Annotated in this window: 4 protein-coding genes and 1 pseudogene; 3 read left to right on the top strand and 2 right to left on the bottom strand. The window is 62.5% G+C overall.

Annotated features, from left to right (window positions below; all coding sequences use genetic code 11):
- Positions 1 to 323: pseudogene (locus tag AC1DKD_RS37775) on the top strand (TonB-dependent receptor); the annotation flags it as partial.
- Between the two features lie 752 nt (positions 324 to 1,075).
- On the opposite strand, the gene AC1DKD_RS37770 reads toward AC1DKD_RS37775, so the two are convergent.
- Complete coding sequence (locus AC1DKD_RS37770; protein WP_441627984.1) at positions 1,076 to 1,927, bottom strand: LysR substrate-binding domain-containing protein; 852 nt, start codon at positions 1,925 to 1,927, stop codon at positions 1,076 to 1,078.
- Positions 1,928 to 2,164: 237 nt separating this feature from the next.
- Between AC1DKD_RS37770 and AC1DKD_RS37765 the strand changes: the two genes are divergently transcribed.
- Together AC1DKD_RS37765 and AC1DKD_RS37760 are read left to right on the top strand one after the other, a co-directional pair.
- Entirely contained in the window at positions 2,165 to 3,463 is a 1,299-nt protein-coding gene (locus tag AC1DKD_RS37765; RefSeq protein ID WP_441628035.1) for a DUF3422 family protein, read from the top strand.
- Between the two features lie 71 nt (positions 3,464 to 3,534).
- Positions 3,535 to 4,149, top strand: coding sequence for a DUF1294 domain-containing protein (locus tag AC1DKD_RS37760; protein WP_441627986.1), 615 nt, complete (start codon positions 3,535 to 3,537; stop codon positions 4,147 to 4,149).
- A gap of 101 nt (positions 4,150 to 4,250) precedes the next feature.
- Here AC1DKD_RS37760 and rpoD read toward each other — a convergent pair whose 3' ends face one another.
- Positions 4,251 to 6,209, bottom strand: a complete 1,959-nt coding sequence (gene rpoD / locus AC1DKD_RS37755) for an RNA polymerase sigma factor RpoD (RefSeq protein ID WP_441627988.1) — start codon at positions 6,207 to 6,209, stop codon at positions 4,251 to 4,253.
- Positions 6,210 to 6,407 lie beyond the last annotated feature (198 nt).

Raw genomic sequence — 6,407 nt, 5'->3', positions numbered from 1 at the left:
GCGTCACCAGTGGCAACGAAGACGGCCTGCGCGCCGACCCGCAGCCCGGCAAGGCGCCGAAGTCCGTGAACTGGAGTACGCCGGGGTATGCCACGGTCAACCTGCGCGCCTCGTATCGCGTGAGCAAAGGCTTCGAAGTCTACTTGCGTGTGGCCAACCTGTTCGACCGCCGCTACGAGACCTACGGGCAGATCGCCAATGACGTCTTTCCCAACGGCAATCTGCTACGTCCGCAGAATACGCCGGGAGACAACGCCAGCGCGCTGTTTGTCGCCCCTGGCGCTCCCCGCAGCGTCTGGGCCGGCGTGATTTACCGCATGTGATCCGACAATGGGAGCGCGCCTGGCTACGAGCGCTTGCGAGGCATGGCAAGCATGGCGATCGCTATCTGCGCACTTTGCTGATTCAGCAATGCGATTCTCCCTACTGCACCAACGGTGTGTCCGAACCGAGCAGCCCGGCGCGCTGGGCCGCCTGACGCAAGGCGCGCAGGCATGATCTCGCTTTCCGAAGGCTTCAACGTGTCGTACCGGAGGGGAATAGAGCGTCAACGCCGGGAGTGTCCCCTGCAGAAATGCCGCCTATGGCAAATGCCTGCCAGGAAGTAAAGGCACCTTTGCACGCGTACCGGCGGCGTGCACTGCCTGTCGGCCACCGGCTCGCGTGCGTGCCCCGTTCCGGCCGGCCGTATCGAGCCCATGCTTGTCGGGCAGGACGCGGCCGCCCAAGCGATTGTCCGCGTGGCCACCAAAGGCGCCGATCCTGACATCCTCGCCCATCCCCCCGACAACATGCTGCGCCCGGGCGGCTCCCGCGGTGGCCGCCAACATGGCAATGGCCACCAGGGGAATCGAACAGATCTTGATCATGCGACGCTTCTTCCATGTAGCACGGCATGCCACTGTACCTGGCTACCGCAGTTTTTGAGCACGGGGGAGCATAGTTCGGCCCGACCACCCCGGTTGTAATCAATTGTTAGCGCCCGTCAGGCGTGAGGGCGAAATGCAACAGTGCGCGCGCCATGAGCGCGAATGGAAGGCGGCTGGTTGAACCGCTGTGACGTCGCATGACTGCCCTATCGCCGCAACTCGGAAACGATCTGTTCGGCAAGGAAATCGCACGGCGGTCGCCTGGAACCTGCACTTCGCGCCAGGATGACTTCCAGCGCTGCAATCTCCGGAAGGCCCTGAGCCTGGCCAAGCAAGGTGAAGTGAGGCGGAACCGCGCAGCGCGCAAGGGGAGCCACGGCGAGGCCGGCTTCGACCATGCTGAGCAGGCCGAGCAAACTGGGGCTCTCGTACGAGGTCCGATAGGTAATCTTCGCGCGCTCAAGGCTGCGAATAGCGTTTTCCCGCGCGACGCTGCCCGGCAGGAACACAGCGATCGGAAGCGGTCTCTCGCGCCATATCCCATCGGCGCTTGGCGCAGCCGCCCAGACCATCGGCTCGTGTCGGATGAACTCGCCGGACAACCCCTTTACGCGTGTTGCGCATACGAGGTCGACCGATCCATCCCTGACCATCGGCGCCAGCGCCACGCTCGGCAGTCCGATGACCTGGATCTCGACCTTAGGGTAAGTCGCCGAAAACTTCTTGAGGATCGCGGGCAACAGCGAAGAAGCATAGTCGTCGGGCACGCCAATGACGACCCTGCCCGTCACGTCCGGGCGAACCACCGCCGCCCAGGCCTCGTCACGCAGGGCAAGCATGCGCCGCGCAAACCCCAACAGGACTTCGCCATCCTGCGTCGGGGCAACGCTTCTTGCTCTTCGCACGAACAGGGGCTTGCCGAGCGCCAGCTCCAGCGCTTTGATCTGCATGCTGACCGCAGACTGGGAACGATGCACCACCTGCGCCGCACGGCTGAAGCTGCTGGTATCGGCAACAGCCACAAGCATCGTCAGCACGTCGAGGTCAAGCGCTTTCATAAATATCAGAAAATCTGATGCGAACGATCAATTTTACCCGTTTTTCTTAATCATGCGCCAAGGGCATACTCACACGCAAGCAACGCTGAAGCGCAGGCCGCGCGGGTGTGCGGCGGGTCGCGCCGACGAAAGGCGGATTGAAGGTGCCCTCGGTTGCAACCCGACACGCCGCGATCGGAGTCAATGCGGTTAATTAGTTAATTAGCGGATTAACAAACAGGCATCAAGCTATGGACCCTGCGCGCCAGCCTTTCGCGCGAATTGCATGCACGGCCGTTTCTCAGGATTGGCGGCTCGGTGTCACTGGTGCACTTTGCCATCTATGCCGATGACGACACGGCAATTCACCAGACGCTCCTGAGAGCGCTGTGCCGTCTCACTGGCCTGGACGCCCCCGCCGACGGCACAAAGCACTATTCGGCGCGGTGGGGAGCGGAAAAAGAGTTGAAGTGGGAACGGCACACGGAGTTTTCGACCTTCACGTTCGTCGCAAAACGCCATGACACGGACTACTTCTCCGATCTGGCTACGGCGCACGTGCCATCTGAATGGTTCCATGCGTTTGAAGGCAAGCGGTTTGTCGCGGCCCGAATGGAGCTCGTGTCGGGCGAAGGCGCAAACCGGGCGCGCCGGGACCTGCGGGAGTGGATCGATGGTCCGATTCTTGTCGGCAGCCATGTACTGGGAGGTGGGCAGGTATTCTGCGACTGGACCATCCAGCCGGACGGCTTCTCGCGATTTCTCGTGATCGACGATGGCTTTCGTGAAGAGCAAGGTGGCCGCCTCCTGCAGCGTCTCTACGAGATCGAGACATACAGAATGATGGCATTGCTGGCATTGCCGGTCGCTCGCGACCTGGGCGGAAGCCTGGACGAACTGCAGCGGGCGCTCGGGCCATTGATGCACAGCATGGATGCAAGTCCCGGACCGCAACATGATGCCGAATTGCTGGTCCGGCTGACCCATCTGGCGGTGCGGATCGAGGCGCTGGCCGAATCCGGTGGGCGCTTCAGTGCATCTCGCGCCTATGAAAAGCTCGTGCTCGCACGGATTCATGAACTGCGGGAAGAGCGCATCGAAGGCGTGCCAACGATCGCCGAATTCATGGAGCGTCGATTTGCCCCCGCAATGGAAACGTGCAAGGCGGTCTGGGCGCGCCACGAACAATTTGCGGGACGTGTGGCAAGAGCTGTCGACCTGCTGCGTACGCGCGTCAACCTTGCGCAGGAGCAGGACACCACTCGCCTGCTGGAGGGAATGGACCAAACGGCCCGCAGCCAGCTGGGACTTCAGCACGCAGTCGAGGGCTTATCCGTTGCGGCCATCTCGTATTACGTGCTGTCCCTGACCGGCGCCGGACTCAAAGCCCTCCACGCGGTGCATCTTCCGCTCGATCCCGAACTGCTTGAGGGGATATTGATCATCCCGGTTGTCCTGCTGGTATTGCGCGCTACCAGGCGCAGCAAGCGGACCGGACCGAAGCGGAACATGGTCGTCTCCAAGCAAGCCGTTCCGGGCGGAGAGAGGACAGTCTGAGGCCAGCTTAAGACGCGCCACCCTTCCCCTTCCTCAGGCTTCGGCTGCCGCTCGTTGTGCGAAAGGGGGATTTGTGCGACGCTCCCGGTCTATTTCCACGCCGAACAAAAATGAAAAAAGCAGGCCGCGTAACATCCTGGAATGCCGACAAGGGCTATGGCTTTATCGATGTACATGCCGACGTGAAGGACATTTTCTTTCACATCACCGCGCTGCAGAACCGTTCAGTCCGGCCGAAGCCTGGCGACCGCGTCATGTTTGAACTGGGCAAGGGCAAGGACGGCCGCATGCAAGCCAGCAACGTCTCGATGCTGGGCGCACCGAAACCGCAAAACCAGGCAAGCGTGCTGCCGGTTTTCCTGGCCGCGATCGCCCTGGCGGCGATTTTCGCCGGCGCCCTCGGTGGGTTTCTCCCGCGGCTTGCCGGCGCGATCAGTCTAGTGATGAGTATCGTTGCATTCCTTGCGTACAACGCCGACAAGGCCCGCGCCAACCGCAAGGAATGGCGCACGCCCGAGGCCCACCTGCACTTCCTCGCCCTGTGTGGTGGCTGGCCGGGCGCACTTGCCGCGCAACATCTGCTGCGCCACAAAAACCGGAAGCAGGCGTTTCAGGCGGCTTTCTGGGGCACCGTGGTCCTGAACATCGGCGCCATGGTGCTCTGGAAGACCCTTGTGCCGGCCTGAAACGAAGAAGGGGGTCACGGCCTCAACCTGGCCGCAACCCCCTTCGTCGCTGCATCGCTTCGTCGCGCGTTGGCGCCAGGACTTGCCCCGGCGCCCCGCTATCAGCCTTCCTTCAGGAACGCCTTCAGATGGTCCGCGCGGCTCGGATGCCGCATCTTCTTCATCGCCTTGCTTTCGATCTGGCGAATCCGTTCGCGGGTCACATCGAACTGCTTGCCGACTTCTTCCAGCGTGTAGTCGGTGGACATGTCGATACCGAAACGCATCCGCAGCACCTTGGCCTCGCGGGGCGTCAGGTCGTCCAGCATTTCCCGCACGGTCGCCCGCAGGCTCGCATGCAGTGCGGCTTCCGCCGGGGACGCGGTATCCGAGTCGGCAATCATGTCGCCCAGGCTCGTATCGCCGTCCTCGCCAACCGGCGTTTCCATGGAGACGGGCTCCTTGGCGATCTTCATGATCGAGCGGACCTTCTCTTCAGGCATCTCCATGCGCTCGGCAAGCGCCGCGGGATCCGCGGCCTTGCCGGTGCGCTGCATGATTTCGCGCGAGATGCGGTTGAGCTTGTTGATCGTCTCGATCATATGCACCGGCACCCGGATGGTCCGGGCCTGGTCGGCGATCGCCCGCGTCACTGCCTGGCGGACCCACCACGTTGCATAGGTGGAGAATTTCCAGCCGCGGCGGTACTCGAACTTGTCGACCGCCTTCATCAGGCCGATATTGCCTTCCTGGATCAGGTCCAGGAACTGCATGCCGCGATTCACGTACTTCTTGGCGATCGAGATCACCAGACGCAGGTTGGCTTGCGTCATCTCGTGCTTGGCCTGGCGCATCTGGCGCTCGGCGGTCAGCATCTGGCGGTTCACCAGCTTCAGCTCCGACAGCGGCAACACCGCGCGTGCGTGAATATCAACCAGCTTTTGCTGATGCGATTCGAGGTCCGGCAGGCTACGGCCGACCGAGTCGCTGTACGAGCGCGATTCGGCAGCAAGCGAGCGGCCCCAGGCAAGATTGGTCTCGTTGCCGGGGAAGCGTTCGATGAACTCTTCCCTGGGCATGCCGCACCGCTCCACCATCAGCTGCAGGATCTGGCGCTCGACGACACGCACTTCTTCCACCACGGCCTGGACATCGGCGCACAGGCGCTCAATGGTCTTGGCGGTAAAGCGGATCGAACTCAGCTCTTCGCGGACCGCGAGCTGAGCCATGAGGAATCCTTCCGACTCCACGCCATGCGCGGTGTAGGCCTTGCGCATGGCCTCGAAATGATCGGCCACGCGGGCGAACCGCGTCAGGCAATCGTCCCGCAGCTTGGAAAGCGCGGCGGATTCGTTGGCTTGCGCGCTCGCACCTTCGTCGCTGTCGTCGTCGCTCTCGTCATCGGCGGCGACTTCATCGCGGCTGGTGTCGTCGTCGGCTTCGGCGGCCACCTCGGCTTCCCCTTCGATCAGCCCGTCGACCAGTTCATCGATGCGGATTTCATCGCGCTCCACGCGCTGCGAGAGTTCGAGGATCGTCGCAATGGTGGACGGGCAGGCAGCGATGGCGTGAACCATGCGGTTCAGGCCGTCTTCGATGCGCTTGGCGATCTCCACTTCCTGCTTGCGGGTCAGCAAGGTTGCCGAGCTCATTTCCCGCATGTACATCCGCACCGGGTCGGTGGTCCGGCCGAACTCGGAGTCGACGGTCGACAGCGCGACTTCCGCCTCTTCGTCGGCCTGGTCGTCCGAGGCCGCGACCGCGCTATCGCGCAGCAGGAGCGCTTCGGCGTCCGGCGTCTGCTCGTAGATCGTCACGCCCATTTCAGCGAACGTGCTGACGATGCTTTCCATCGCAGCCGTGTCGGTGAAATTGCCCTGCAAATGGTCGCTGATATCCGCGTGCGTCAGGTAGCCGCGTTCCCTGCCCAGCTGGATCAGTGCGCGCAGCTGCTGGCTGCGCTCCGTAGCTTCGGTTGCGGGATCAGCTTGAGCCGTGGACGCCGCACCCCTACCGGCCGGCTTCTTGCCGGCCAATGCTGTTTTCGATTCTGCCAACGTCCGTTGTGCGCCACTCGCCATTAACTGCTGCTCCCTTGCTGAATTACTACTTGATTACTTCTTGACTGTTGCCCATACGAGGGTACACCCATCGCACCTGCGGCTGTCAAAGCCCTCGCAGCATTGCTAGCTGCCGAGAGACGGACATCTGCCGCAATCCGCTGGGACTCCCAGTCCGGCATTGCGTGTCCGTTCAAGCCAAAGGGCGATATTCTACAT

The organism is Cupriavidus sp. 05T313 (assembly GCF_056396665.1).
This window is presented reverse-complemented; position numbering and strand designations above follow the sequence as displayed.

Coding starts and splice junctions, on each gene's coding strand:
- AC1DKD_RS37770 (WP_441627984.1), bottom strand. CDS start 1,927: ATGAAAGCGCTTGACCTCGACGTGCTGACGATGCTTGTGGCTGTTGCC.
- rpoD (WP_441627988.1), bottom strand. CDS start 6,209: ATGGCGAGTGGCGCACAACGGACGTTGGCAGAATCGAAAACAGCATTG.